The 24313-nt window shown below is 66.6% G+C and carries 23 protein-coding genes; 21 read left to right on the forward strand and 2 right to left on the reverse strand.

The genetic code is table 11. The features are described from left to right. From odhB to AC1DNF_RS25985, 4 genes are all read left to right on the forward strand, one after another. On the forward strand, positions 1–986 hold a 986-nt coding region (odhB, locus tag AC1DNF_RS25970; RefSeq protein ID WP_478151528.1), incomplete at its 5' end, for a 2-oxoglutarate dehydrogenase complex dihydrolipoyllysine-residue succinyltransferase. A 10-nt stretch (positions 987–996) separates the two neighbouring features. Further along, positions 997–2427, forward strand: a complete 1431-nt coding sequence (lpdA, locus tag AC1DNF_RS25975) for a dihydrolipoyl dehydrogenase (protein ID WP_478151529.1) — start codon at positions 997–999, stop codon at positions 2425–2427. A gap of 4 nt (positions 2428–2431) precedes the next feature. Continuing rightward, a complete protein-coding gene (zapE, locus tag AC1DNF_RS25980; protein ID WP_478151530.1) occupies positions 2432–3529 on the forward strand; it encodes a cell division protein ZapE in 1098 nt (365 codons plus the stop codon). Then, positions 3526–4170, forward strand: coding sequence for a hypothetical protein (locus AC1DNF_RS25985; RefSeq protein ID WP_478151531.1), 645 nt, complete (start codon positions 3526–3528; stop codon positions 4168–4170). Before zapE ends, AC1DNF_RS25985 begins: the two co-directional genes overlap by 4 nt. A 45-nt stretch (positions 4171–4215) precedes the next feature. On the opposite strand, the gene AC1DNF_RS25990 is transcribed toward AC1DNF_RS25985, so the two are convergent. Continuing rightward, the gene (locus tag AC1DNF_RS25990) at positions 4216–4986 is read right to left on the reverse strand and encodes a PP2C family protein-serine/threonine phosphatase (RefSeq protein ID WP_478151532.1); all 771 of its coding nucleotides are present in this window, start codon (positions 4984–4986) and stop codon (positions 4216–4218) included. Positions 4987–5111: 125 nt separating this feature from the next. On the opposite strand from AC1DNF_RS25990, the gene AC1DNF_RS25995 reads away from it, so the two are divergent. Then, entirely contained in the window at positions 5112–5315 is a 204-nt protein-coding gene (locus tag AC1DNF_RS25995) for a DUF465 domain-containing protein (RefSeq protein WP_478151533.1), read from the forward strand. Beyond that, entirely contained in the window at positions 5315–7315 is a 2001-nt protein-coding gene (locus AC1DNF_RS26000) for an ATP-dependent DNA helicase (protein ID WP_478151534.1), read from the forward strand. Before AC1DNF_RS25995 ends, AC1DNF_RS26000 begins: the two co-directional genes overlap by 1 nt. A 23-nt stretch (positions 7316–7338) precedes the next feature. Here the strand turns inward: AC1DNF_RS26000 and AC1DNF_RS26005 are convergent, their stop codons facing one another. Further along, positions 7339–8148, reverse strand: a complete 810-nt coding sequence (locus AC1DNF_RS26005) for an outer membrane protein assembly factor BamD (RefSeq protein ID WP_478151535.1) — start codon at positions 8146–8148, stop codon at positions 7339–7341. Positions 8149–8171: 23 nt separating this feature from the next. On the opposite strand from AC1DNF_RS26005, the gene AC1DNF_RS26010 reads away from it, so the two are divergent. The 15 genes from AC1DNF_RS26010 to hflK all read left to right on the forward strand — a co-directional run bounded on the left by AC1DNF_RS26010 (position 8172) and on the right by hflK (position 24307). After that, a complete protein-coding gene (locus AC1DNF_RS26010; RefSeq protein WP_478151589.1) occupies positions 8172–9188 on the forward strand; it encodes an RluA family pseudouridine synthase in 1017 nt (338 codons plus the stop codon). 126 nt (positions 9189–9314) lie between these two features. After that, a complete protein-coding gene (gene scpB, locus AC1DNF_RS26015; RefSeq protein WP_478151536.1) occupies positions 9315–10127 on the forward strand; it encodes an SMC-Scp complex subunit ScpB in 813 nt (270 codons plus the stop codon). Further along, positions 10124–11863 (forward strand): pseudouridine synthase, encoded by a 1740-nt coding sequence (locus AC1DNF_RS26020; protein ID WP_478151537.1) that lies wholly within the window; start codon positions 10124–10126, stop codon positions 11861–11863. The genes scpB and AC1DNF_RS26020 overlap by 4 nt, the downstream gene beginning before the upstream one ends. A gap of 150 nt (positions 11864–12013) precedes the next feature. Then, entirely contained in the window at positions 12014–12439 is a 426-nt protein-coding gene (gene ndk / locus AC1DNF_RS26025) for a nucleoside-diphosphate kinase (RefSeq protein WP_478151538.1), read from the forward strand. A 19-nt stretch (positions 12440–12458) separates the two neighbouring features. Further along, a complete protein-coding gene (gene rlmN, locus AC1DNF_RS26030) occupies positions 12459–13607 on the forward strand; it encodes a dual-specificity RNA methyltransferase RlmN (RefSeq protein ID WP_478151539.1) in 1149 nt (382 codons plus the stop codon). Positions 13608–13611: 4 nt separating this feature from the next. Then, positions 13612–14454: a type IV pilus biogenesis/stability protein PilW gene (gene pilW / locus AC1DNF_RS26035; RefSeq protein ID WP_478151540.1), complete on the forward strand. Its 843-nt coding sequence runs from the start codon at positions 13612–13614 to the stop codon at positions 14452–14454. Continuing rightward, complete coding sequence (locus AC1DNF_RS26040; RefSeq protein ID WP_478151541.1) at positions 14447–15427, forward strand: helix-turn-helix domain-containing protein; 981 nt, start codon at positions 14447–14449, stop codon at positions 15425–15427. The genes pilW and AC1DNF_RS26040 overlap by 8 nt, the downstream gene beginning before the upstream one ends. A 14-nt stretch (positions 15428–15441) precedes the next feature. Beyond that, positions 15442–16716 (forward strand): flavodoxin-dependent (E)-4-hydroxy-3-methylbut-2-enyl-diphosphate synthase, encoded by a 1275-nt coding sequence (ispG, locus tag AC1DNF_RS26045; RefSeq protein WP_478151590.1) that lies wholly within the window; start codon positions 15442–15444, stop codon positions 16714–16716. Between the two features lie 11 nt (positions 16717–16727). Then, a complete protein-coding gene (gene hisS, locus AC1DNF_RS26050) occupies positions 16728–18026 on the forward strand; it encodes a histidine--tRNA ligase (RefSeq protein ID WP_478151542.1) in 1299 nt (432 codons plus the stop codon). A 6-nt stretch (positions 18027–18032) separates the two neighbouring features. After that, complete coding sequence (locus tag AC1DNF_RS26055; RefSeq protein ID WP_478151543.1) at positions 18033–18728, forward strand: YfgM family protein; 696 nt, start codon at positions 18033–18035, stop codon at positions 18726–18728. Then, positions 18725–19867 carry an outer membrane protein assembly factor BamB gene (bamB, locus tag AC1DNF_RS26060; protein WP_478151544.1) on the forward strand — a complete coding sequence of 381 codons (1143 nt, stop codon included), beginning with the start codon at positions 18725–18727 and terminating at the stop codon, positions 19865–19867. Before AC1DNF_RS26055 ends, bamB begins: the two co-directional genes overlap by 4 nt. A 21-nt stretch (positions 19868–19888) precedes the next feature. Beyond that, a complete protein-coding gene (der, locus tag AC1DNF_RS26065) occupies positions 19889–21229 on the forward strand; it encodes a ribosome biogenesis GTPase Der (RefSeq protein ID WP_478151545.1) in 1341 nt (446 codons plus the stop codon). 193 nt (positions 21230–21422) lie between these two features. After that, complete coding sequence (gene hfq, locus AC1DNF_RS26070) at positions 21423–21668, forward strand: RNA chaperone Hfq (protein WP_478151546.1); 246 nt, start codon at positions 21423–21425, stop codon at positions 21666–21668. Positions 21669–21722: 54 nt separating this feature from the next. Continuing rightward, positions 21723–22892, forward strand: a complete 1170-nt coding sequence (hflX, locus tag AC1DNF_RS26075; RefSeq protein ID WP_478151547.1) for a GTPase HflX — start codon at positions 21723–21725, stop codon at positions 22890–22892. 74 nt (positions 22893–22966) lie between these two features. Further along, on the forward strand, positions 22967–24307 hold the full coding sequence (gene hflK, locus AC1DNF_RS26080; RefSeq protein WP_478151591.1) for an FtsH protease activity modulator HflK: 1341 nt from the start codon (positions 22967–22969) through the stop codon (positions 24305–24307). Positions 24308–24313 lie beyond the last annotated feature (6 nt).

Below are 24313 nucleotides of genomic sequence, written 5' to 3' on the forward strand. Positions count from 1 at the left end.
CCCCCGCGGCTGCCGCGCCGGCCGCTGCCGCGGCGGCAACCGCCGGGGGGGCGAAGTCCGACGTCGCGATGCCCGCGGCGGCCAAGCTGCTCGCCGACAACAAGCTGACGACCGGCGACGTGGCCGGCACCGGCAAGGATGGCCGCGTGACCAAGGGCGATGTGCTGGGGGCGGTCGCCGCCGGCACGACGGCCAAGGTCGCAGCGCCTGTCGCCATCCCGACCGGCGCTCCCAAGGCGGCGCTGCCGCAGGTCGCCGCCTCGGCCGGCGCGCCGGATCTGGGCGAGCGCCCGGAGCAGCGCGTGCCGATGAGCCGCCTGCGCGCCCGCATCGCCGAGCGCCTGCTGCAGTCGCAGTCCACCAACGCCATCCTGACCACGTTCAACGAAGTGAACATGGCGCCCGTGATGGAAATGCGCAAGCGCTTCCAGGAGAAGTTCGAGAAGGAGCACGGCGTCAAGATCGGCTTCATGAGCTTCTTTGTGAAGGCCGCGGTGCATGCCCTCAAGAAGTACCCGGTGATCAACGCCTCGGTCGACGGCAATGACATCCTCTATCACGGCTACTTCGACATCGGCATCGCTGTCGGGTCGCCACGCGGCCTGGTCGTGCCGATCCTGCGCAATGCCGACCAGATGAGCTTCGCCGACATCGAGAAGAAGATCGCCGAATACGGCCAGAAGGCCAAGGACGGCAAGCTGGGCATCGAGGAAATGACCGGCGGCACGTTCTCGATCTCCAACGGCGGCGTGTTCGGCTCGATGCTGTCGACGCCCATCATCAACCCACCGCAGTCGGCGATCCTGGGCGTGCATGCGACCAAGGACCGTGCCGTGGTCGAGAACGGCCAGATCGTGATCCGTCCGATGAACTACCTCGCGATGTCCTACGACCACCGCATCATCGACGGCCGTGAAGCCGTGCTGGGCCTGGTCGCGATGAAGGAAGCGCTGGAAGATCCGGCACGCCTGCTGTTCGATATCTGAGGAGCAACGGATGTCCAACAAGCAATTCGACGTCATCGTCATCGGTGGCGGCCCCGGCGGGTATATCGCGGCAATTCGCGCGGCGCAGCTCGGCTTCAATGTGGCGTGCATCGACGAGTGGAAGAATGCCAAGGGCGGGCCCGCGCTGGGCGGCACCTGCACCAACATCGGCTGCATACCCTCGAAGGCGCTGCTGCAGTCCTCCGAGCACTACGACCACGCCGCGCATCACTTTGCCGAGCATGGCATCAAGGTCGAAGGCCTGGGCCTCGATCTCGCCAAGATGCTGGCGCGTAAGGATGCGGTCGTGAAGCAGAACAACGACGGCATCACCTATCTGTTCAAGAAGAACAAGATCACGTCCTTCCATGGACGCGGTTCGTTCGTGAAGGCGGCCGAGGGCGGCTACGAGATCAAGGTCGCCGGTGCCGCCGAGGAAAGCATCGTCGGCAAGCACATCGTCGTGGCGACCGGTTCGAACGCGCGCGCGCTGCCGGGCGCGGCCTTCGACGAGGAGAATATCCTCTCGAATGACGGCGCCCTGCGCATCCCCGGCGTGCCCAAGAAGATGGGCTTGATCGGCTCCGGTGTGATCGGACTGGAAATGGGTTCGGTCTGGCGCCGCCTCGGTGCCGAAGTCACGGTGCTCGAAGCCTTGCCGACCTTCCTCGGTGCTGTCGACGAGCAGATCGCCAAGGAGGCCTTCAAGGCCTTGACGAAGCAGGGCCTGAAGATCGAGCTAGGCGTGCAGGTGGGCGAAATCAAGTCGGGCAAGAAGGGCGTCAGCATCGCCTACACCGATGCCAAGGGCGGCGCGCAGACGCTCGAGGTCGACAAGCTGATCGTGTCGATCGGCCGCGTGCCCAACACCATCGGCCTGAATGCCGAGGCGGTGGGCCTCACGCTCGACGAGCGCGGTGCCATCGTGGTCGATGAAGACTGCAAGACCAGCCTGCCCAACGTGTGGGCGATCGGCGACGTGGTGCGCGGCCCGATGCTGGCGCACAAGGCCGAGGAAGAAGGCGTTGCCGTGGCCGAACGCATCGCGGGCCAGCACGGGCACGTGAACTTCAACACCATCCCGTGGGTGATCTACACCTCGCCCGAGATTGCCTGGGTGGGCCAGACCGAACAGCAGCTCAAGGCCAGCGGACGCGCCTACAAGACCGGAACCTTCCCATTTCTCGCCAACGGGCGCGCCCGCGCGCTCGGCGACACCACGGGCATGGTCAAGTTCGTGGCCGATGCGGCCACCGACGAGATCCTCGGCGTGCACATGGTCGGCCCGCAGGTGAGCGAGCTGATCTCGGAAGCGGTGGTCGCGATGGAGTTCAAGGCCAGCGCCGAGGACATTGCCCGCATCTGCCATGCGCACCCCTCCCTCTCGGAGGCGACCAAGGAAGCGGCCCTTGCTGTTGACAAGCGAACGCTCAACTTCTGACGTCTTGAGCGTCAGGCAGGCTTACGAGGCGGAGCTGGCTGCGCGGGGCTTCAAGAGCGACCCCGCGCAGCTGCGCGCCGTGGAAGCCCTCGACCGCTGCGCCGCCGAGTGGGCCGCCTACAAGGCGCAGCGCTCGAACGCCCTGAAGAAGTTCATCAACCGTCCGGAAATTCCGCGCGGCGTCTACATGTACGGCGGCGTCGGGCGCGGCAAGAGCTTCCTGATGGACTGCTTCTACAACGCGGTGCCGCTGCGGCGAAAGACGCGCTTGCACTTTCATGAGTTCATGCGCGAGGTGCATCGCGAGCTGGCCGATCTGCAGGGCACCGTCAATCCGCTGGACGAACTCGGGCTGCGGATTTCCAAGCGCTACAAGCTGATTTGTTTCGACGAGTTTCATGTCGCCGACATCACCGACGCGATGATCCTGCACCGGCTCCTGGCCGCGTTGTTCGAGAACGGCGTGGGTTTCGTCACGACTTCCAATTTCAAGCCGGACGATCTCTATCCGGGCGGCCTGCATCGCGATCGCATTCTTCCTGCCATCGCGCTGCTGAACGAGCGGCTGGAGGTGGTCAACGTCGACAACGGCACCGACTATCGGCGCCGTACCCTGGAGCAGATGCGGCTCTATCTCACGCCCAATGGCGCGGCCGCGGACAAGGAAATGCGCCATGCCTTCGAGCGCCTCGCGGAGAGCGCCGACGAGAATCCGGTGCTGCACATCGAGTCGCGCGAGATCCACGCCCGGCGCAAGGCCGGTGGCGTGGTGTGGTTCGACTTCAAGACACTGTGCGGCGGCCCGCGTTCGCAGAACGACTATCTGGAAATCGCGACGCAGTTTCACACGGTGCTCCTGTCGGACGTGCCGCACATGCCGGTGCGCATGGCCTCTGAAGCACGTCGTTTCACCTGGCTGGTCGACGTGCTCTACGATCGTCGGGTGAAACTGATCATGTCCGCCGAGGTTCCGCCCGAGGCGTTGTACACGGACGGGCCCCTGGCCCACGAATTTCCACGCACCGTATCGAGGCTCAATGAAATGCAGTCCGCCGAATTCCTCGCGCTCGAGCGCCGAGTGGTCGATACCCGTCTGACATGAAGAGAACCGTCCTCGCGCTGCTGATGGTCCTGGCCTCCCTGTCGTCGTGGGCGCAGACCATCGCCACGACCGGCACCCTGGATTTCGATGCCGAGCGGGCGCGCCTCGCGCAGGAGCGCAAGGCCGCCGAGGCGACCTTCCAGACCGAGCAGGCCGCCTGCTACAAGAAGTTCGCGGTGGAGTCCTGCCTGGAGGAAGGCCGGCGGCGCCGCCGCGTCGCCACCGATGCCATCAAGCGCCAGGAGGCGTCGCTGAACGACATCGAACGCAAGCGCCGCGCTGCTGCCGCGCTCGATCAGCTGGACGAGAAGAAGGCCACTCCCCGTGCGCAGGACACGCCTGCGCAGCAGGACCAGTCGCGCGAAGCGCAGCAAGGTCGCGAACAGCGCGCTGCGGAGCATGAGACGAGCCGCGCGCAGGCGGCTTCCGAGGCTGCGGAGCACCAACGCCAGTTCGGCGAGAAGCAGCGCGCCCATGCCGATGACCTTGCCAGGGCCGCCCGGCTTGCCGCCGAGGCGCCGGCCGAGCGCGCAGCCTACGAGCGCAAGCTGCAGCAGGCCGCGGAGCACCGCGCCAAGAACGAGCAAGACAGGGCCGCCAAGACGAAGCCCCGCTCGGCGCCCTTGCCGACGCCGCCCTGAAACGAATCGGCCGGATTGCCGTATCGCCGGGCATGGCCGGCGGGCTCATTCCGCTGGCGGCAGTTCCTCGAGCTTCAGGACGACGATCGAGATGTTGTCGCCTGTCCCGCGTGCGCGCTCCCTGGCTTCCCCCACGAGCATCTCGACGGCCGTGCGCGGCGGGTTCTGCGCCAGCACCTCGCCCAGTTCTTCATGCGAGAAGTAGTGCCACAGGCCGTCGCTGCAGGCCATCATCAGGTCGCCGGGCTCGAGGCGAGGGACGAGATGGACATCGACCGGCGGCGGCGTGGATTTCATACCCAGGCAGCCGAGCAGGATGTTGCCCTGGGGATGCGCGTTGGCGTCTTCCTCGCTGATTTCGCCGCGGTCCACCAGCACCTGCACGTACGAGTGGTCCTTGGTGCGCCTGACCAGACGGCCGTCGCGGAAGTGGTAGATGCGGGAGTCGCCGGCGTGGATCCAGGCGCAGTCGCCCTCCGGGTTCATCAGGAACGCTGCCAGCGTGCTGTGCGGCTCCTGCTCGCTGGAGATGGCGGTGAGCTTGATCACCGTATGCGCTTCCTCGAGTATTTGCCGCAGGGTGCCCGTGGGCTCGTCGCGCCCGGGTTTGTAGCGCGAGAAGAGCTGGCGTGCCGTCATCAGCACCTGATCGGAGGCCTTTCGCCCGCCGCTTCGCCCGCCCATGCCGTCGGCCACGACGCCCAGCACGCAGCCGGCCGTTCGCGGGTGGCTCATCATGAGTACCTGGTCTTGCTGGTAGGGGCGGTCTCCCTTGTGGAGACCCGTGGCAGCGGCGAGTCGGAAGCCTCGTGTCATGGGCGCATTTGCGCCGATGGCGCGCACTTTCATGTTGTTGTTCGGACTGGATGAAGACGTATTATCGAGTGAACACAAGCGGTGGCCGAATTGTCGCCGCCGCACCGCCCTCCGCATTGCGCCCGTTGGACTCCAATCTTCACTCCCACTCCCGCCAGCTCATCGAGCTCCGGATCGAACACGCCGATCTTGACGCGACCATCGACCGGCTGGGCGAAGTCGTGCCAAGGGACGAGCTCCTGCTGCGGCGTCTGAAGAAGAGGCGCCTCGCGCTGCGCGACGAGATCGCCCGCCTGGAGCGCGTGCTCGACCCGAGAGAACCCGCCTGATGTCGCTCGAACAGGACGTGCGCGACGCCTTCGCGCAGGATGGCGCGCTTTCGCACGCGGCCGAGCAGTTTCGCGAACGCGAAGGGCAGACACAGATGGCGCTCGCCGTGGCCCGCACCATCGACCAGGGCGGCGTGCTCGTGGTCGAGGCGGGGACCGGCGTGGGCAAGACCTTTTCCTATCTCGTGCCGGCACTCCTGAGCGGCGAGCGCGTGCTCCTGTCGACTGCCACCAAGACATTGCAGGACCAGTTGTTCGGCCGCGACCTGCCACGGCTGGTCGAGGCGCTGGGGCTGCCGGTGCGCACGGCGCTGCTCAAGGGGCGCGCCAGCTACCTGTGCCTGCACCGCCTCGACCTCGCTCGCCACGATCCCTCCTTGCCCGAGCGCGGCACGGTCCGTACGCTGGCGAAGATCGAGCAGTGGTCGAAGGCCACGCGCACCGGTGACCTGGCGGAGTTGCCGGGTCTCGACGAGCGTTCGCCGCTGATTCCGCTGGTGACTTCGACACGCGACAACTGCCTCGGCGCGCAGTGCCCGCAGTTCAAGCCCTGCCACGTCAACCTCGCCCGGCGCGAGGCGATGGCGGCGGACGTGGTCGTCATCAACCATCACCTCTTCTTCGCGGATCTCGCCGTGCGCGAGTCGGGCATGGCGGAGCTGTTGCCGAGCGTGCGGGTCGTGGTGTTCGACGAAGCGCACCAGCTCAACGAAACCGGGGTTCAGTTCCTCGGCGTGCAGCTCGGCAGCGGCCAGGCGCTGGATTTCGCTCGCGACATGCTGGCCGCGGGTCTCCAGCATGCCCGCGGGCTGGTCGACTGGCAGCAACTCGTGGCAGGCGTCGAACGCGGCGCCCGCGACTTGCGGCTGTCCGTGGGCAAGCAGTGGCCCGGCACGAAGCTGCGCTGGGCCGGCGCTTCGCCAGAAGGTGTGCCCGCCGATGCATGGCAACAGGCGCTGGACGCACTGAAGGTGGCTTTCGACGAAGCCGCGCGAGGGCTCGACATGGTGACCGAGCTGTCGCCCGATTTCGTTCGCTTGCATGACCGCGCGCAGCAACTGGCGGAGCGCGCGGGGCGGTTCGCCGACGCCTGCGCCAGCGAATCGGTGCGCTGGGTCGACGTCGGTACGCAGCTTCGGCTGGTGGAGTCGCCGCTCGATATCGCCGAAGCGGTGCGCACGCGCGTTCTCAAGACCGATGCGGCCGATCCCGAAACATCGGGGCGCGCCTGGGTCTTCACCTCCGCCACGCTGGGCGACGACCCCAAGCTGCGTTGGTTCACCGAGCCCTGCGGGCTCGATGGGGCGGAAGTCTTGCGGGTTCAGAGTCCATTCGACTATGCAAGCCAGGCCGCGCTCTACGTCCCGAGGGCCTTCCCCAAGCCGAATGATCCCGCGCACAGCGCACAAGTGGCGCAGCTGGCGGCCCGGGGCGCCGGCGTGCTTGGCGGGCGCACCCTCGTGCTCACCACGACGCTGCGCGCGCTGCGTGCCATCGGCGACGCCATGAAGCAGCAGTTCGAGCGGATGGACGCGACGCGCCGACCCGAGGTGCTGGTGCAGGGCGAGCTGCCCAAGCGGGTGCTGATGGACCGGTTTCGCGAAGGCGCCGCCGAGGGGCGGGTCGGTTGCGTGCTGGTGGCCTCGGCTTCGTTCTGGGAGGGCTTCGACGCGCCGGGCGATGCCCTCCAACTGGTGGTGATCGACAAGCTGCCGTTCCCGCCGCCCAATGATCCGTTGGTCGAGGCGCGTTCGCAGCGGCTCGAAGCGCAGGGGCGCAGCTCCTTCAGCGACTATTCATTGCCCGAAGCCGCGGTGGCGCTCAAGCAGGGTGCGGGCCGGTTGATTCGCCGGGAAAGCGACATGGGCGTGCTCGTGATCTGCGACACGCGCCTGGTGGCCATGGGCTACGGCCGGCGCTTGCTGGCGGCGTTGCCGCCCATGCGCAGGCTGGAGAGCGAATCCGAGTTCGATGCCGCGCTGCTCGAACTCGGCCACTGAGCGGGCTTCGAGCGCTCAGGTGGTCACCAGAGCTTCCACCAAGGGTCGTCCTTGCTCCGGAAGCCCCGCGACAGGTATTCGCTCTTCGGGTAGTTGGTCGTCAGGACCCGCTTGGCGTCGTCGCGCAGCTCGTTCAGCCCGAGCGCGTCGTACGACAGGACCATGATGTAGAGCGCCTCTTCGAGCGCGGGCACTTCACGGTAGTCGGACAGCGCCACCTGCGCGCGATTGATGGCCGCGAGGTAGGCGCCGCGCGAGTAGTAATAGCGCGCCACATGGACTTCATATTGGGCGAGCGAGTTGACGATGTAGTTCATGCGCAGCCGCGCATCGGGGGTGTAGCGCGACTCGGGAAAGCGGGTCACGAGTTCTTTGAACGCCTCGAACGATTCCTTGGCTGCCTTCTGGTCGCGCTCCGACAGGTCCTGGCGCGTCATGAAAGCGAACATGCCCAGGTCGTCGTTGAAGTTGATCACGCCCTTGAGATAGATGGCATAGTCGACCGCGGGGCTTGACGGATGCAGCTTCACGAAGCGGTCGAGCGTCGCGATGGCGGCGGGCTTTTCGCCGTTCTTGAACTGCGCGTAGGCCTTGTCGAGTTCCGCCTGCTGCGCGAGCGGCGTGCCGGCGGCACGGCCCTCGAGCTTTTCATACAGAGGCACGGCCTTGTCCCATGCGCCCGAATCGGCTTCGTCCTTGGCTTCCGAGTAGATCTTGTTGGGACTCCAGTTCGCGGTCTTGTCGACCGTGGTCGACGAGCAGCCGGCAATCAGCCATGCGGCCGTGCACACGGCCAGCCAGCCGGGGACGACCGATAATTTGGCGCGAAACATCACATAAGGCTTTCGTGAAACAGTTGCCCTCAATTATATCGACCGACCCCTCGGGCAATACCCACGAGGCCGTCGAGCATGACGAGGGTGCGGAGCTGTCCGATGCAAGTGAAATCCGAGCCTTCCTGATCGGCACGTCCCAGCATGGCGAGCGGCTGGACCGCGCGCTCGCTGCCCTGGTGCCCGAGTTCTCGCGCAGCTACCTCCAGCAGTTGATCGACGCTGGCATGGTGGAACTCCAGGGCCGCGTGCTGACCAAGGCGTCGGCCACGGTGCATGCGGGCGAGGCAGGGCGCATCGAGCTGCGGCCGACCCCGCAAAGTCAGGCGTTCCGGCCAGAGACGATGTCCATCACCGTGCTGCACGAGGACGAGCACTTGCGGATCATTGACAAGCCGGCCGGCCTGGTGGTGCATCCGGCGCCCGGGAACTGGAGCGGTACCCTGCTCAATGGGCTGCTGGCGCTCGACCCGAAGGCCTCACTGATGCCGCGCGCGGGCATCGTGCACCGTCTCGACCGCGACACCAGCGGCCTCATGGTGGTTGCGCGCACCCGCGCGACCATGGACGCGCTGGTCCAGCTGATCGCGGCGCGCGAGGTCAAGCGCCAGTACCTCGCCCTTGCGCATCGCGGCTGGCAGGGGGCCGCGGCCCGCCATGTCGACGCCCCCATCGGGCGCGACCCGCGCAACCGGCTGCGAATGGCGGTGGTCGATCTGGAGCGCCATTCCGGCAAGACCGCCCGCACGCTGATCGAGTTGCTCGACAGCAACGACGAAGGCTGCGCCGTTCGCTGCACGCTGGAAACCGGACGCACCCACCAGATCCGCGTGCACATGGCGTTTATCGGGCACCCACTGGTCGGCGACACTCTCTACGGCGGCGCTGCCGCGGCCGGTCTGACGCGGCAGGCGCTGCACGCGTTCAGGCTTGGATTCATCCATCCCGTGACCGGAGAGCCGATGGAGTTTCGCTCCGCGCCGCCCGCGGATCTTGCGCAGGGTTTGCAGGCCTGGGGGCTGGATTACAATCGCGCCTGACGGCCCCGAGGGCCGCGCCGGCGACCGATGCCGGCCTTGCGTTGCATTCGCCGCGTGCCGGCAACGCCTTCTTCCATCCTTCTGAACAAGCGTCCGCGAGGCGCCTTTTCCCGGATAACGCGAACCATGAATACGGCGGATGCCAAGCGCATTCTCGAAACCGCCTTGATCTGTTCGACCCAGCCTTTGCCGGTGCGCGAACTGCGCGTGCTGTTCGACGACGAACTGGGCGCGGACACCATCAAGTCGCTGTTGCTTGAACTGCAGGAAGACTGGTCGCAACGCGGCCTGGAACTCGTCAGCGTGGGCAGTGGATGGCGCTTCCAGAGCCGCCCCGACTTGCGCGACCACCTCGATCGCCTGCATCCGGAGAAGCCGCCGCGCTACACGCGCGCCGCGCTCGAGACTCTGGCCATCATTGCCTACCGCCAGCCGGTCACGCGCGGCGACATGGAGGACATCCGAGGCGTCACCATCAATTCGCTGATCCTCAAGCAGCTGGAAGATCGCAACTGGGTCGAGGTGATCGGCCACCGTGAGACTGTCGGGCGGCCCGCGCTGTATGCGACCACGCGCCAGTTTCTCGACGATCTGGGGCTGGAGTCGTTGGATCAGTTGCCCATGGTCCAGACGCCGGCGCAGCAAAGCGCCTTGCTGGATGCCCTCGGCCAGGCGGATGGAGACAGCCAACCGGCGCTGCCGATCGATGAGCCGCTGCCGCTGGGTGTCGACGCGGACGACGCGGCGGTCGAAGCCGTTGCCGCGCCCGTCAACGAGGCGCTCGCCGATGTCGAAGTCGAGCCGACGACCGATCTCGCGGCCGAAGTCGAAGCCGAGATCGAACCCGAACCCGAAATCCCGTCCTCTCCCATCGACGCCGCCGATGCTGCGCCCGATGAGGCCGATACCACCGTTGCACCCTCCGGAACCCGACCATGAGCCCCTCCGATCCCGATGACGCAGCGATGCTGCCGGCCGAAGCTGTTTCTGAAGAGCCATCGAAGGCTGTGCCAGCGCCTTCCGCGGAGGGCGACGTCGCCCCGGCGGCTGACGACGCAGGCGAGGCCCCGCGCAAGCGCCGCCCGCGCCGCCGCAAGCCGGCCGAGCAGGCCGAGCAGGCCGAGCAGGCCGAGCAGGCGGCACCCTCCGAAGCCGAGGCGGTGTCCGACGAGGCGGTCGCGACGCCTGTCGCGCAAGAGCCTGCGGCGCCCGTGACCGCGCAGCTCAAGTCGCCTGTCTCGGGCGATCCGGACGAGCGCAACGAACAGGACGAAGAGGAGGAGGAAGAAGAGCCGGACGAGGAAGAGGACGATCTCGATCGGGCCCGCCGCGCGGCCGAGCGCGAGCAGCGCAACGCGCCTCCGCCCGAGCCGATCCGTTTTTCCGATGTGGTTTCGGGCCAGTTCGACGCCGATGAGGAAAGTCCGGAAGTGCCTGCCCTCAAGCGCGTGCTCCTTCCCGAGGCCGATTCGCCCAAGCTGCACAAGGTGCTCGCCCAAGCCGGCCTCGGCTCCCGCCTCGAGATGGAGCAGCTCATTCTCCAGGGGCGAATCTCCGTCAACAACGAGCCAGCCCACATCGGCCAGCGAATTCAGTACGGCGATCAGGTCAAGATCAACGGGAAGCCCATCCGCTACCGGATCGCGCCGCCTCCGGCGCGCGTGATTGCGTATCACAAGCCGGTCGGCGAAGTCGTCACGCACGATGATCCGCAGAACCGGCCGACGGTGTTTCGCAAGCTGCCGCGCCTTCAGCAGGGCAAATGGCAGTCGGTGGGCCGGCTCGATTTGAACACCGAGGGCTTGCTGCTCTTCACGAGTTCAGGCGAGCTTGCCAACCAGTTGATGCACCCGCGTTTCGGCCTGGAGCGCGAGTACGCCGTCCGGGTGTTGGGCGCGCTCAGCGGCGAGGAAAAGAAGCGACTTCTCGAAGGCGTGCGGCTCGACGATGGCATGGCCCAGTTCGGAACAATCGAAGACGGCGGCGGCGAAGGGTCGAACTGCTGGTATCGCGTGACCATCTCCGAAGGCCGGAACCGCGAAGTGCGACGCCTTTTCGAATCCGTCGGCCATGCGGTCAGCCGTCTCATCCGTATTCGCTACGGCGCGATGGTGCTGCCACGAGGCCTCAAGCGCGGTGCGTGGATGGAACTTGACGAGCGCGACATCCAGGCGCTCTTCCAGGCCTCCGGTGGTGCCGGCGAGCGGCCGGCGCGGACCGGTCCCGGGCCGAGGGGGGCGGGTCAGGACGGGGGCGGCCGCAACAACCGCAACCGCAAGCGCCGTGGCAACCGCAATGGCGGCGCGGGCGGGCCGCAGGGGCAGGGCGACGAGCGCGAGATGCCCATCCCGAATCCGCTCGCGAGTGGGCCGGGCGCAAGGGCGGGTGGCGGTGGCGGTGGCGGTGGCGGTGGCAGGGGTCCTGCGCCGGGTCGGCGCAGCAACAATCGCGGTGACCGGCAAGGCCAGGGCCAGACGCAGGGGCGCAATCGGCAAGGCGAGGACCGTCCGCCCAGTGGCGCCAACCAGCCCGACCCGATGAAGACCTCGATCGGCTACATCGGAGCCGACAGCTTCTCGCGCCAGCGCAAGGACCAACGCCAGGGACCGCGGCGCGCCGGGCCGCCGGGCGGCAATTTCGGGGGGCAGGGCGGCGGACGCCGCCGCGGCCGCTGAAATCGCGCATGGGCCGCGGTCTTTCACCGGCTCGTCACGGGTTGGGGTGATCGCGCCGGTTAAAATCAGAGGCTTTGTCAAGGCCGTACAACCCAGCGTTGCGGCACTGACGGAACTCATCAAGATCAAAGTTATCAGGAATCTACTTCAATGGCCATCGAACGCACCCTCTCCATCATCAAGCCCGACGCCGTGGCGAAGAATGTCATCGGCAAGATCGTTTCCCGCTTCGAAGCCGCCGGCCTCAAGATCGTCGCCGCCAAGCTGGTGCACCTGTCGCGCAATGAAGCCGAGCAGTTCTACGCGGTGCACAAGGAACGCCCCTTCTTCAAGGATCTGGTCGAGTTCATGATCTCCGGCCCGGTATTCGTGCAGGTGCTCGAGGGCGAGGATGCCATCGCCAAGAACCGTGACCTGATGGGCGCCACCGACCCCAAGAAGGCAGCTCCGGGTACCATCCGCGCCGATTTTGCCGACAGCATCGACGCCAACGCAGTGCATGGCTCGGACGCGCCCGAGACCGCGAAGGCCGAGATTGCCTTCTTCTTCGCCGGTCTCAACGTCTACGCACGCTGAGGTCAAGCCGCCCTACGCAATGACGACCGCCAACCTGCTCGAGTTCGATCTGGAGGGATTGGCCGCGTTTTGCGAACGGCTGGGCGAAAAGCGTTTCCGCGCGACGCAGCTGTTCCGCTGGATCCACCAGCGGGGCGCCGGCGATTTCGCGCACATGACCGACCTGGCGAAATCGCTTCGCGAGAAGCTCGCCACCACGGCGCGCGTCGAGGCGTTGCCGATGATCTCGCAGCATGAATCCGCGGACGGCACCATCAAGTGGTTGTTCGACGTCGGCGACGGCAATGCGGTCGAGGCCGTGTTCATCCCGGAGGACGACCGCGGCACCTTGTGCGTGTCCTCGCAGGCCGGCTGTGCCGTGGGTTGCCGATTCTGCTCCACGGGACACCAGGGTTTCAGCCGCAACCTGACGACCGGTGAGATCGTGGCCCAGCTCTGGTTTGCCGAGCATTTCCTGCGCAAGCATCTGAAGCGTGGCGAGCGCGTGATTTCGAACGTCGTGATGATGGGCATGGGCGAGCCGCTCCAGAACTATTCGGCCCTGGTGCCGGCACTGCGCACCATGCTCGACGACAACGCGTATGGACTGTCACGCCGGCGCGTGACGGTGTCGACATCCGGCGTCGTGCCGATGATCGACCGGCTCGGTCTTGATTGCCCGGTCGCGCTGGCCGTCTCGCTGCATGCGCCGAACGACGCACTGCGCGACGACCTAGTGCCGCTCAACCGCAAGTATCCGATCGCCGAGCTTATCGAGGCTTGCAAGCGCTACCTCGAACACGCGCCGCGCGATTTCATCACCTTCGAGTACTGCATGCTCGACGGCGTGAACGACCAGCCCGAGCATGCGCGGCAACTGGTGGATCTGGTCCGTTCCCATCGAATTTCCTGCAAGTTCAACCTGATCCCTTTCAATCCTTTCCCGGCGTCAGGCCTGTTGCGCTCGCCGCAGCAGCGCGTGCTGGACTTCGCGAAGGTGCTGAGCGAAGCGGGGCTCGTGACGACGGTGCGCAAGACGCGTGGTGACGACATCGATGCGGCATGCGGTCAGCTGGCGGGCGACGTCAAGGACCGCACGCATGCGGCCGAGCGCATGGCGCAGCGGCGCACCATCGTTCTGCATCCGGCGCGCAAGGTTTCCACCCCATCCACTGCCCAGGAGCGATGAACCGATGAGCAAGGCCTTTTCGATGGCGACCGCGACGCCGCAGAAGCTGGTGATGCAGGTGCTCTTTGCACTTGCCGCGGCTTACCTGCTTGTGGGCTGCGCCACCAAGGACACCGGTGCGACGGGCAAGCCCGGCAGCGCGGCCAACATCATGACCGAGTCGGACGAGACCAACGCGCGCAAGCGTGCGCGGCTGCGCGTCGAGCTGGCGATCGGCTATTACGAGCAGGGGCAGACCACAGTGGCGCTGGACGAGCTCAAGCAGGCCGTTGCCAATGATCCGACCTTCGCCGACGCCTACAACCTGCGAGGGCTGGTCTACATGCGTCTTGACGATCCGGCTTCGGCGGAAGACAGCTTCCGCCGCGCGATCGCGATCGACCCGCGGGACCCCAATGTCCTGCACAACTACGGCTGGCTCCTGTGCCAGCAAGCGCGCTATGCCGACGCGCAGCAGCAGTTCTCGGCGGCGCTTGCCGTACCGACCTACACCGAGCGCGCCAAGACGCTCATGACGCAGGGCGTGTGTCAGGTCAGGGCAGGGCAGCGCGCGGAGGCGGAGAGGAGCCTGACCCAGGCGTATGAGATCGACGCCGGCAATCCGGTGATCGGCTTCAACCTGGCGTCGCTGCTGGCACAGCGCGAGGAATGGTCCCGCGCGCAGTTCTACATCCGCCGGGTCAACAACAGTCCCTCGGCCAATGCGGAGACGCTGTGGCTCGGAATCAAGATCGAACGCCGGCTCAACAACACCGAAGCGCTCGCCCAACTGGCCGGGCAGTTGCAGCGTCGCTTCCCCCAGTCGCGGGAGGCGATTGCGTACGAGCGCGGAAATTTCAATGATTGAGCGGGCGAGCGAGTTCGGCGCCTCGGCGGCGGTGCCGCTGGTCGTCGGCGACAACACACACAAGACCGCCGGCGACATGCTGCGCGAAGCGCGGGAAGCGCACGGCCTGCACATCGACATGGTTGCCGCGGCGCTGAAGGTGTCGACACAGAAGCTCGCGGCGCTGGAAGCCGATGACATCCAGGCCTTGCCCGATCCGGTGTTCGCGCGCGCGCTCGCCGCGAGCGTATGCCGCGCCTTGCGTATCGATCCGGTGCCGGTGCTTGCGAAGCTGCCGGGTGCGCAGCGCCCCGGACTCGCGGACGCCGATCGCACCATCAGCAAGAGCTTGAAATCGGCCGCGCCGCGCTCGGGCGCCGGTTCGAACTGGCTGCCGTCCCGCGCCTTGCTGGTGGTGGTGGTCCTGCTGCTGGCGGGTGCGGGCGTCTTGTTCTGGTTGCCGCAGTCGACCTTCGACCAGATCGGTGATTCGATCAACCGCCTGCTGGCGCGCGGTGCGACGAGCGAGCCGGCGCCCGACCCATCATCGCCCGCACCGGCCGGCACGGCCGTGGAACCGACTGCCCCTGTCGCACAAATGACCTTGCCTGCTGCGCCTGCGCCTGCGCCTGCTGCGCCCGCTGCGCCCGCTGCGCCCGCTGCGCCCGCTGCGCCCGCTGCGCCCGCTGCGCCCACGGTGGCTGCAGTTCCGGTGGTGGTGCCTCCAGCAGCGCCACCCGTGGCCGATGGCGACGATCTGATCGTCTTCGTCGCGCGTGAAGACTCCTGGGTCAACGTGAGCGAGCAGAGCGGAAAGTCCTTGTTGCGCCGCACGATCAAGGGTGGAGAAATTGTCGGACTGACGGGCACGCCGCCCCTGTCGGTGGTGGTCGGCCACGCTTCGGGTGTCGAGGTCCGGGTTCGCGGCAAGCGCTTCGACACGGCGCCGCTCGCGCGCGCCGACGGTGTTGCACGCTTCGAGGTCAAACCATGACGGATACCCTTACGATGACTTCCTGCCTGCCCATCGAGCGCTCCGCCCCCAAGGCTCGCCGCTCTCGCCAGGCCCAAGTGGTCTGGGGCGCGCGCACCGTGACCGTGGGTGGCGATGCCCCGGTACGCGTCCAGTCGATGACCAACACCGATACCGTGGACGCGATCGGCACCGCCATCCAGGTGAAGGAACTGGCGATCGCCGGCTCGGAGATGGTCCGCATCACCGTGAACACGCCTGAGGCGGCGGCCCAGGTCCCCTACATCCGCGAGCAGCTCGACCGCATGGGCATCGACGTGCCGCTGATTGGCGACTTCCATTACAACGGCCACCGCCTGCTGACCGACTACCCGGCCTGCGCCGAGGCGCTGAGCAAGTACCGCATCAATCCTGGCAACGTCGGCAAGGGCGACAAGCACGACCGCCAATTCGGCCAGATGATCGATGCGGCCATGCGGTGGAACAAGCCGGTGCGTATCGGCGTGAACTGGGGCAGCCTCGACCAGGAGCTGCTGGCCAGCCTGATGGACGTGAACAGCCGACGCGCAGAACCCTGGGACGCGAAGCAGGTGATGTACGAGGCCTTGGTGAGTTCCGCCATCGACTCCGCCAGGCTCGCCGAGTCGATGGGCATGAATGGCAACCAGATCATCCTGAGCTGCAAGGTCAGCGGGGTGCAGGACCTCATTTCGGTCTATCGCGAACTCGCGAGGCGCTGCGACTACACCCTGCACCTGGGTCTGACCGAAGCGGGGATGGGTACGAAGGGCACGGTGGCCTCGACCACCGCGCTCTCGATCCTGCTGCAGGAGGGCATCGGCGACACGATCCGCGTCTCGCTCACGCCGCAGCCCGGAGAGTCGCGTACGCAGGAAGTCCTGATCGCCAACGAGATCCTCCAGGCGCTGGGCCTGCGGGTATTCGTGCCCAGCGTGACGGCATGCCCTGGCTGCGGCCGCACGACCAGCACCACCTTCCAGGAACTCGCCAAGCAGATCGACGACTATCTGCGCATGCAGATGCCGGTGTGGCGCACGAAGTACCCCGGCGTCGAAACGATGAAGGTGGCCGTCATGGGCTGCATCGTCAACGGTCCCGGCGAGAGCAAGCATGCCGACATCGGCATCAGCCTGCCCGGTACCGGTGAGGCGCCCGCAGCACCGGTCTTCATCGATGGCGAAAAAGCACTAACTCTGCGCGGCGGCAACATCGCCAGCGAGTTCCACCAGTTGGTCGAAAACTACATAGAAAAGCGCTTCGGCAGCGAGTCCGCTGCACAAGTCGCCTGAGCATCTGATCCATGGCTGACAAACTGAGTGCCGTCAAAGGCATGAACGACATATTGCCGCCCGAATCGGCGCGCTGGGAGTGGCTCGAGGCCACCGTCCGCGAACTGATGGCGCGCTATGCCTACCGCAACATCCGAACGCCCATCCTCGAGCACACCGCGTTGTTCGTGCGTGGCATCGGCGAGGTCACCGACATCGTCGAGAAGGAGATGTACTCCTTCGATGACAAGCTCAACGGCGAGGCGCTGACCCTGCGGCCGGAGAACACCGCGAGTGTGGTGCGCGCCGTCACCGAGCATTCGCTGCTGTACGACGGTGGCAAGCGGCTCTGGTACATGGGCCCCATGTTTCGTCACGAGCGCCCGCAGCGCGGTCGCTACCGCCAGTTCCATCAGATCGGCGCCGAGGCCCTGGGCTTCGCGGGGCCGGACGTCGACGCCGAACTGATCCTGCTGGCCAGCGCGCTCTGGAAGTCGCTCGGCCTCACCGACGTGCGGCTCGAACTCAACAGCCTGGGCCAGCCCGCCGAGCGCGCGCAGCACCGCGCCCAGCTCATCGCCCACCTCGAAAAGCACGCCGACCTGCTCGACGAGGAGGCCAGGCGCCGCCTGCACAGCAACCCGCTGCGCATTCTCGACACCAAGAATCCGGCGATGAAGGATGTCGTCGAATCAGCACCCAGGCTGATCGATTTCCTCGGCGCCGAATCGATGGCCCATTTCGACGGCCTGCGGGCGATCCTCGACGCCAACGGCATCGGCTACACCATCAATCCTCGCCTCGTGCGCGGCCTCGACTACTACAACCTCACGGTGTTCGAGTTCGTGACCGACAGGCTCGGCGCCCAAGGCACCGTCTGCGCGGGTGGCCGCTACGACGACCTGATCGTGCAGATCGGCGGCAAGCCGGCGCCGGCGGTCGGCTGGGCGCTGGGCGTGGAGCGCGTGCTCGAGCTCGTCAAGGAGCAGGGCACCTCGATCCCGCTGCCGGTGCCCGACGTCTACGCCGTCGTGCCCGACGCCGCGGCGATGCCCGTGGCGCTGCGCACGCTCCAGGTGCTGCGCGATGCCGGCGTGCGGGTGCAGATGCACGCCGCCACGGCCGATGGCCTGGGCAGCTTCAAGTCGCAGTTCAAGAAGGCCGACGCCAGCGGCGCGGCGCACGCGCTGATCTTCGGTGCCGATGAACTCGCGCGCGGCGAAGTCACCGTCAAGGCCTTGCGCGACGGCCAGGGCGCGCAAACCGCCCGCCCACTGGCTGAACTCGCCGCCTGGGTCACCACCCTACAATCCTCGGCTCCCAACAACTGACAGCGCATGGCAACCCATCTCGATCTCGAAGAACAGGAACAGCTCGACCAGCTCAAGCATTTCTGGAACACCTACGGCAACCTGATCACGTGGGCGGTGTTGCTGGCGGCCGGCGCCTTCGTGGCCTGGAACGGCTGGCAGTATCTGCAGCGCAACAAGGCTGCGCAGGCTTCGGCCCTCTATGACGAGGTCGAGCGTAGCGCCCAGGCGGGCGACGCCACCCGCATCGAGCGCGCGCTGGCCGACATGAAGGACAGGTTCTCCGGCACCGTCTACGCCCAGCAGGCCGGCCTGCTGGCCGCCAAGACCCTGCACGACAAGGGCAATGCCGACGCCTCGCGCGCGGCGCTCGCATGGGTGGCCGAGCATGCCGTCGATCCCGGCTACCAGGCCGTGGCGAAGCTGCGGCTGGCGGCGGAACTGCTCGATTCCAAGTCCTATGACGAAGCGCTCAAGCAGCTCTCTGGCGAATTTCCCAAGGAATTCGAAGCGCTGGTGGCCGACCGCAGGGGTGACGTCTATCTGGCGCAGGGCAAGCGGGACGAGGCCAGGGCCGCATACCAGAAGGCCTGGGCGGCCTTCGAGCCGCGCACCGACTACCGTCGCCTGGTCGAGATCAAGCTCAACGCCGTCGGCGTCGATCCGCAGAGTCTGACGCCGGCAGCTGGCGTCACCGTATCCCCAGCCAAGACCACACCATGAACTTCATCCGCTTCGCGCCGTCATTTCCGGCCCTGCGGGCTGGCGCCGCACTGGTTCTGGTCGCCGCGCTCGCGGCCTGCTCGGGCACGCCCAAGCCGAAGCCGGCCGAACTGCCAGCCAATGAGGCGCTGCTCGGCGTCCGCCAGGCCTGGAGCATCCGCATTCCCAAGGTGAGCTTCCCGCTGACGACCAACGTCAGCGGCGACACGGTGGTCGTTGCGGGTACCGACGGAACGGTGGTCATGATCGACGCGCGCTCCGGGCAGGAAACCTGGCGTGCGAGCGCCGGTGCCCCCTTGGTGGCCGGTGTGGGCAGCGACGGGTCCCTGGTGGCGGTCGTCACGGCCAACAGCGAACTCGTCGCCCTGCAAGCCGGCAAGGTCCTGTGGAAGCAGCGGCTCACGGCGGAGACCTACACGGCGCCGCTGGTGGCCGGGCGCCGCGTATTCGTGCAGGCCGCGGACCGCACGACCGGCGCCTGGGACGGCCAGAGCGGTCGCCGGCTCTGGTCGCAGCAGCGCACCGCCGAAAACCTCGTGCTGAGGCGGCCGGGCGTGTTGATCGCAGTCGGTGACACGCTGGTCACCGGCGTGGGTGGCCGGCTTGTCGGCATCAATCCGGCCAACGGCAGCGCGCGCTGGGAGTCCCCGATCGCCGCGCCGCGCGGAACCAACGACGTCGAGCGTCTGGTCGACCTGACCGGCAGCGTGAGCCGCGTCGGTGACAGCGTTTGCGCCCGCGCCTACTACGCGACGGTCGGATGCGTGGACACCTCGCGCGGCACGCTGGTCTGGAGCAAGCCAGCTTCGGGTGCGGACGGCGTGAGCGGCGATGATCGCTTCGTCTATGGCACCGAATCCGATGGCAGCGTCATCGCCTGGCGCCGCGGCGACGGCGAACGCGCATGGCAGACCGACCGCTTCAAGTACCGCGACCTGACCGCGCCTCTGGCGGTCGGCCGCTCGCTGATCATTGGTGACGGCACCGGTCTGGTGCACCTGATCTCGCGCGACGACGGCTCGCCGTTGAACCGCCTCACGCCCGATGGCTCGGCCATCGCAGCCACACCGGTGCTTTCGGGCAACACAGTCGTGGTCGTCACCCGCAACGGCGGCGTGTTCGGCTATCGGCCTGAATAGAAACGTGAAAGGACGCCTTCCATGAAGCCAGTCATCGCGCTGGTCGGGCGTCCCAACGTCGGCAAGTCGACGTTGTTCAATCGCCTGACGCAGACCCGCGACGCCATCGTCGCCGACTTCGCCGGACTCACCCGCGACCGCCATTACGGCAATGGCCGCCAGGGCAAGCACGAGTTCATCGTGATCGACACCGGCGGCTTCGAGCCCGACGCGGGCAGCGGCATCTTCAAGGAGATGGCCAAGCAGACGCGCCAGGCCGTGGCCGAGGCCGATGTGGTGATCTTCGTGGTCGATGCGCGCGAGGGCCTCTCCGCCCAGGACCATGACATCGCCAATGAGTTGCGTCGGCTCGGCAAGCCTTGCGTGCTGGCGGCCAACAAGGCCGAAGGCATGCAGGATGGCACCCGCCTGGTGGACTTCTACGAACTCGGCTTCGGTGAGGTGCATGGCATTTCCGCCTCGCACGGGCAGGGCATCCGCGGCCTGGTCGAGCTCGCGCTCGCGCCGCTGAACCTGCCGGAACCGGAGGAGGACGAGGAAGAAGACCCCAACAAGCCGATCAAGCTGGCGGTCGCCGGGCGCCCCAATGTCGGCAAGTCGACGCTCATCAACACCTGGCTCGGCGAGGAGCGCCTGGTCGCCTTCGACCTGCCCGGCACCACGCGCGATGCCATCACGGTGCCCTTCGAGCGCAACGGCCAGCGCTTCGAACTCATCGACACGGCCGGCCTGCGGCGCAGGGGCAAGGTCTTCGAGGCCATCGAGAAGTTCTCGGTGGTGAAGACCCTCCAGGCCATCGAGTCAGCCAACGTCGTCCTGTTGCTGCTCGACGCGACTCAGGGCGTGACCGACCAGGACGCCCACATCGCCGGCTACATCCTGGAAAGCGGCCGGGCGGTGGTGATCGCGATCAATAAATGGGATGCCGTCGACAGCTACCAGCGTGAGCAGATCCAGCGCCAGATCGAGACGCGGCTACCCTTCCTCAAGTTTGCCTCGCTGCACTTCATCTCGGCCATCAAGCGGCAGGGGCTGGGACCGGTCTGGCAGGCCATCGCGCAAGCGCACAAATCTGCCACGCGCAAGATGTCGACGCCGGTCCTCACGCGGCTGCTGCTGGAGGCGGTGCAGTTCCAGGCGCCCAAGCGCTCCGGCATGTTCCGCCCCAAGATGCGCTATGCCCATCAAGGAGGCATGAACCCGCCGGTGATCGTCATCCATGGCAATTCGCTCGAGCACGTCACCGAGGCCTACAAACGATTCCTCGAGGGCCGCTTCCGCAAGGAGTTCGACCTCGTCGGCACGCCGTTGCGCATCGAGTTCAAGACATCGCACAATCCGTACGCGGAGAAGGACGGCTGAAGCGCCCCTTGGTGGGGCATTTTGCACCCGGCGGCTTGGGCACCGATGACCGCCGATGACCCTCGCGGTCGCCCGAAGTTCCTGCTTTTAGGTGCCGTTATTTTTCGAAGGCCATAGGGGTTTGTTGCCGAGGCGCGGAGGCGCTGTGTTAAGGTGACCAGTCCAACAACTACTCTTGAACACGGAGAATATCGTGAGCAATAAAGGGCAACTTCTGCAAGACCCCTTCCTCAACACCTTGCGTCGTGAGCACGTGCCGGTCTCGATCTATCTGGTCAACGGCATCAAGCTGCAAGGCCAGATCGAGTCCTTCGATCAGTACGTTGTGTTGCTTCGCAATACAGTGACTCAGATGGTTTACAAGCATGCCATCTCCACCATCGTGCCAGGGCGGGCCGTCAACTTCTCGGCCGCCGAGAGCGACGTCGCTCCCGCTTGAACGGCGCGGAGCGCGGCGGTTCTGCCGCCGCGCTTTTTCCAATTCTGAATCCGCTTGTCTGAACTGATTCCCCGCCAGGAAGGCGCCGTCGTTCTCGTCGGTGTCGATTTCGGGCTGCCCCATTTCGACGGTGAACTCGAGGAACTGGGCCTGCTCGCGCAGACCGCGGGCCTTGAGCCGGTCGCGCGCCTGGTGTGCAAGCGCAAGGCGCCCGATGCCGCGTTCTTCGTAGGAAGCGGCAAGGCCGACGAGATTCGCGAACTCGCTGAATTGCATCGCGCGAGCGAGGTGGTCTTCGACCAGTCGCTGAGCCCGGCGCAGCAGCGCAACCTCGAGCGGCAGCTCGGGGTTGCCGTGTACGACCGCACCTTCCTGATTCTCGAGATCTTCGCTCAGCGCGCCCGCTCGCATGAGGGCAAGTTGCAGGTCGAACTGGCCCGACTGCAGTACCTCAGCACCCGCCTCGTGCGGCGCTGGTCCCACCTGGAACGCCAGCGTGGCGGCATCGGCACGCGTGGCGGGCCCGGCGAAACACAGATCGAGCTCGATCGCCGGATGATCGGCGAATCCATCAAGCGTACGCGCGAGAGGCTTGCCAAGGTCCAGCGGCAGCGCGGCACGCAGCGGCGCCAGCGCGAGCGGCGTGACACCTTCAACATCTCGCTGGTCGGCTACACCAACGCCGGCAAGACCTCGTTGTTCAATGCGCTGGTCAAGGCGCGCGCGTATGCAGCCAACCAGTTGTTCGCGACGCTCGACACCACCACGCGGCATCTCTATCTCGGCGAGGCGAACCGCAAGGTCTCGATCTCCGACACGGTCGGCTTCATCCGCGACCTCCCGCACGGCCTCATCGATGCCTTCAAGGCCACCTTGCAGGAGGCGGTCGATGCCGATCTGCTGCTGCACGTGGTGGATGCGTCCAACCCTCACCATCCCGAGCAGATGGCCGAGGTTCAGGCGGTGCTGAAGGAGATCGGCGCGGACACCGTGCCCCAGCTTCTGGTCTTCAACAAGCTCGACGCCCTTGAAAGCGCGCAGCGGCCCCTGCATCTGCGCGACGAGATTGATGTCGACGGAACGCAGGTCGCCCGCATCTTCGTAAGTGCCCGGACGGGTGAGGGCATTGCGACCCTGCGGGCCGAACTCGCGCAGCGTGCCCGGGTGGCTGTCGAGGACATGACCCCAGAAGCCGCCATCGAATTGCACGATGCCGCCAACTGATTGGCACAATGCCTCCACTGACGAGAGAATAAAACCGAATGAATGCAAAGCCAGTGTGGAGACGTTTTCAAGGCGTGTTCAACCTGAACGACGGACGATGGGGCCGCGGCGACGATTCGTCGCCGAACAGCGATCGTCCTGCCGCGAACCGGCCCGACAGCGAGCCGCCACCGCCGCCGTCCGGCAACAACAACCGTCCGCGCGGCCAAGGTCCCAATCAGGGGCCGCCTGACCTCGACGAGCTCTGGCGTGATTTCAATCGCAAACTGGGCGGCCTGTTCGGCGGTGGCCGCGGTGGCGGCGACCGTCCGAACGGCGGCAACGGGGGCGGCGGTGGGCTCAAGCCCGACATGAAGAACGCGGGCTTCGGCCTGGGCGTGATCGCCGTGATCGCGGTCCTGATCTGGCTGGGAACCGGCTTCTTCATCGTCAACGAAGGCCAGCAGGCCGTGATTACCCAGTTCGGCCGCTACAAGGCCACTGTGGGCGCCGGCTTCAACTGGCGCTTGCCGTATCCCATCCAGCGCCACGAGCTTGTCGTCGTCACGCAGATCCGATCCACCGACGTGGGGCGCGACACCATCGTGCGCTCCACCGGCCTGCGCGAGTCCGCCATGCTGACCGAGGACGAGAACATCGTCGAGATCAAGTTCGCCGTGCAGTACCGCTTGAGCGACGCGCGCGCTTATCTCTACGAGAGCAAGACTCCCGCGGACACGGTTGTGCAGGTCGCCGAGACCGCCGTGCGCGAAGTGGTCGGTAAGATGAAGATGGACGCCGCGCTGGCCGAGGAGCGCGACCAGATCGCGCCGCGCGTGCGTGCGCTGATGCAGACCATCCTCGACCGCTACAAGGTGGGCGTCGAAGTCGTGGGCATCAACCTTCAGCAGGGTGGCGTGCGTCCGCCCGAGCAGGTCCAGGCTTCCTTCGACGACGTGCTGAAGGCCGGCCAGGAGCGCGAGCGCACCAAGAACGAGGCGCAGGCCTATGCCAACGACGTGGTGCCTCGCGCCACCGGCACGGCGTCGCGCCTCAAGGAAGAGTCCGATGCCTACAAGGCGCGGATCATCGCGCAGGCCCAGGGTGATGCGCAGCGCTTCTCTTCGGTCCTGGCCGAATACCAGAAGGCGCCGCAGGTCACGCGCGACCGCATGTATGTGGACGCCATGCAGCAGATCTACAGCAGCACGACGAAGGTGCTGGTCGATTCCAAGCAAGGTTCGAACCTGCTTTATCTGCCGCTCGACAAGCTGATGCAGATGACGGGCCAGAATGCGGCCGGTACGCCGGTCGATGCCGCAAGCCCCAGTGTCGCGGGTACCGCGCCTTCGCAGTCGTCGGTGATCCCGGTGGCACCCAACCCCGGCGACGCGCGTGCGCGCGATGGCCGTTCGCGCGACCGCGACGTGCGCTGAGGAAGA

The sequence above is a fragment of the Variovorax sp. 01T432 genome (assembly GCF_056398605.1).

Excerpts from the sequence above, each read along its gene's own strand:
- AC1DNF_RS25990 (WP_478151532.1), bottom strand. The coding sequence starts at position 4,986 with ATGACACGAGGCTTCCGACTCGCCGCTGCCACGGGTCTCCACAAGGGA.
- bamB (WP_478151544.1), top strand. The coding sequence starts at position 18,725 with ATGAACTTCATCCGCTTCGCGCCGTCATTTCCGGCCCTGCGGGCTGGC.
- rlmN (WP_478151539.1), top strand. The coding sequence starts at position 12,459 with ATGACGACCGCCAACCTGCTCGAGTTCGATCTGGAGGGATTGGCCGCG.
- AC1DNF_RS26020 (WP_478151537.1), top strand. The coding sequence starts at position 10,124 with ATGAGCCCCTCCGATCCCGATGACGCAGCGATGCTGCCGGCCGAAGCT.
- scpB (WP_478151536.1), top strand. The coding sequence starts at position 9,315 with ATGAATACGGCGGATGCCAAGCGCATTCTCGAAACCGCCTTGATCTGT.
- AC1DNF_RS26055 (WP_478151543.1), top strand. The coding sequence starts at position 18,033 with ATGGCAACCCATCTCGATCTCGAAGAACAGGAACAGCTCGACCAGCTC.
- ispG (WP_478151590.1), top strand. The coding sequence starts at position 15,442 with ATGACTTCCTGCCTGCCCATCGAGCGCTCCGCCCCCAAGGCTCGCCGC.
- hisS (WP_478151542.1), top strand. The coding sequence starts at position 16,728 with ATGGCTGACAAACTGAGTGCCGTCAAAGGCATGAACGACATATTGCCG.
- der (WP_478151545.1), top strand. The coding sequence starts at position 19,889 with ATGAAGCCAGTCATCGCGCTGGTCGGGCGTCCCAACGTCGGCAAGTCG.
- AC1DNF_RS26005 (WP_478151535.1), bottom strand. The coding sequence starts at position 8,148 with ATGTTTCGCGCCAAATTATCGGTCGTCCCCGGCTGGCTGGCCGTGTGC.
- pilW (WP_478151540.1), top strand. The coding sequence starts at position 13,612 with ATGAGCAAGGCCTTTTCGATGGCGACCGCGACGCCGCAGAAGCTGGTG.
- lpdA (WP_478151529.1), top strand. The coding sequence starts at position 997 with ATGTCCAACAAGCAATTCGACGTCATCGTCATCGGTGGCGGCCCCGGC.
- ndk (WP_478151538.1), top strand. The coding sequence starts at position 12,014 with ATGGCCATCGAACGCACCCTCTCCATCATCAAGCCCGACGCCGTGGCG.
- AC1DNF_RS25985 (WP_478151531.1), top strand. The coding sequence starts at position 3,526 with ATGAAGAGAACCGTCCTCGCGCTGCTGATGGTCCTGGCCTCCCTGTCG.
- AC1DNF_RS26040 (WP_478151541.1), top strand. The coding sequence starts at position 14,447 with ATGATTGAGCGGGCGAGCGAGTTCGGCGCCTCGGCGGCGGTGCCGCTG.
- AC1DNF_RS26000 (WP_478151534.1), top strand. The coding sequence starts at position 5,315 with ATGTCGCTCGAACAGGACGTGCGCGACGCCTTCGCGCAGGATGGCGCG.